The sequence below is a fragment of the Mesorhizobium sp. M5C.F.Ca.IN.020.29.1.1 genome (assembly GCF_003997375.1).
Taxonomy (GTDB): Bacteria; Pseudomonadota; Alphaproteobacteria; order Rhizobiales; family Rhizobiaceae; genus Mesorhizobium; species Mesorhizobium wenxiniae.
The window spans coordinates 1-1,370 of the sequence record NZ_RZSW01000956.1 but is presented as its reverse complement, the minus strand read 5'-3'; the positions used below and the strand labels follow the sequence as shown (position 1 = coordinate 1,370).

Below are 1,370 nucleotides of genomic sequence, written 5' to 3'. Positions count from 1 at the left end.
CCTTGACAGTGCTCAAGCCACGGTCACCGGGGCTTGGGAACATCGACGGGGCATACTGCCCGCCGATGCGGACGGAACCCTACAGCAGCGCTGATAACCGCCGCATCTTAGCGCTCGACGTTCCGTTTTTGCGATGATTTCGCCCTCCAGGAATCAGCACCTATTTGCCCGCCGGCTCGGCCCAAAAGCAATCCTGGTCGGACCACAATTCTTGTAGCGTAGCGCCACCGTTTGCGTATCATTTTCCGGGACAAAGTAGCGGCTCGCTTGTGGCGTAGGGGGGCGACAATGCAGCAACAGCAAAAGTCGGTTTCAGCGAACTTGGATGCCTTGAGGCTGTTTTCACAGCGTTAGCCAAATATAGGGCCCGGGAGCATCCTTTCGACCCGCGACGTTCTCACTAACATTCGGCAGCTCTGCCCCAGTTGCGAGTATACAGACGAGGAACTCGTCGGCTTCATCGTCGAGACCTTAACTGGTCAGACCATCGGCGTGTGCTTCGATCATCGTGACGCGGCCTAGCGATCCCTATGGGGCTAAGGGGCGGATATGATGAACTGGCGGGCAGAAGCTCCAGGCGCTGAGGTGGCGCAAGCGTCCGGTGGGAGGCGATGCCGCCTGAAAATTTCGGAAGCTGCTGGTGTGCACCCGCCTCTTGCCAGAGCATGGAAGATCCTGGAATTGGTATCCGCGGCTATTTCCAGTGGATTGCCGACGAACCCCGGCTCCGTGAATTCCAGTTGCATGTTGTGATTGCCATAGGTAGGCGAGGATGATGCAACAGAGGATATGCAGCTCATGACGACGACAACCGAAATCGCTGACAAGATTGCGGCGGAGCAGAGCCTGAGCAAGGCGCAGGCCAAGGCGATCGTCGAAAGTGTGTTCAAGGAGATTTCGGACGCGGCGCGTTCGGGTACCGAGACCAGTATTCCCGGCTTCGGCAAGTTCAAGGTGAAGGACACGCCGGCGCGCGAGGGCCGCAATCCGTCGACCGGCGCCACGATTAAGATCGCGGCCTCCAAGAAGCTCTCCTTCACGCCGGCGAAAGCGGTCAAGGACGCGCTGAACGGCTGACGTTCGCGCCGACCCATCACTGTAATGAATCGATCCGAGTTCGGTGATTCAAACCAATCATTGGACGCCGGACTCCGGCTGCGCGATTCTGCTCGCCATGATCGCGCAGCAGTATCGCCTCTATATCGAACGCCGGGACGCGGGCCGGAACATGGCCCGTTTCTACGCGCTGTCGATCGAGGAAACGCTGTTCGGCCAGACCTGCCTGGTTCGCAGATGGGGCCGGATCGGAACGACCGGCCGCGTGGTCCAACACTCCTTCGACGATGAGGGCGAGGCCCTCGGGTTATTTC

The 1,370-nt window shown here is 59.3% G+C and carries 2 protein-coding genes; both read left to right on the top strand.

The window, feature by feature from the left end; genetic code table 11:
• Window positions 1-798: 798 nt before the first annotated feature.
• On the top strand, window positions 799-1,077 hold the full coding sequence (locus tag EOA85_RS35365; RefSeq protein WP_127212738.1) for an HU family DNA-binding protein: 279 nt from the start codon (window positions 799-801) through the stop codon (window positions 1,075-1,077).
• Window positions 1,078-1,174: 97 nt separating this feature from the next.
• The coding region (locus EOA85_RS35360; protein WP_127212737.1) for a WGR domain-containing protein at window positions 1,175-1,370 on the top strand (196 nt) is incomplete at its 3' end.

What these genes read in the sequence shown, in the direction of transcription:
- EOA85_RS35365 (WP_127212738.1), top strand. Translation starts at nt 799, where the DNA reads ATGACGACGACAACCGAAATCGCTGACAAGATTGCGGCGGAGCAGAGC.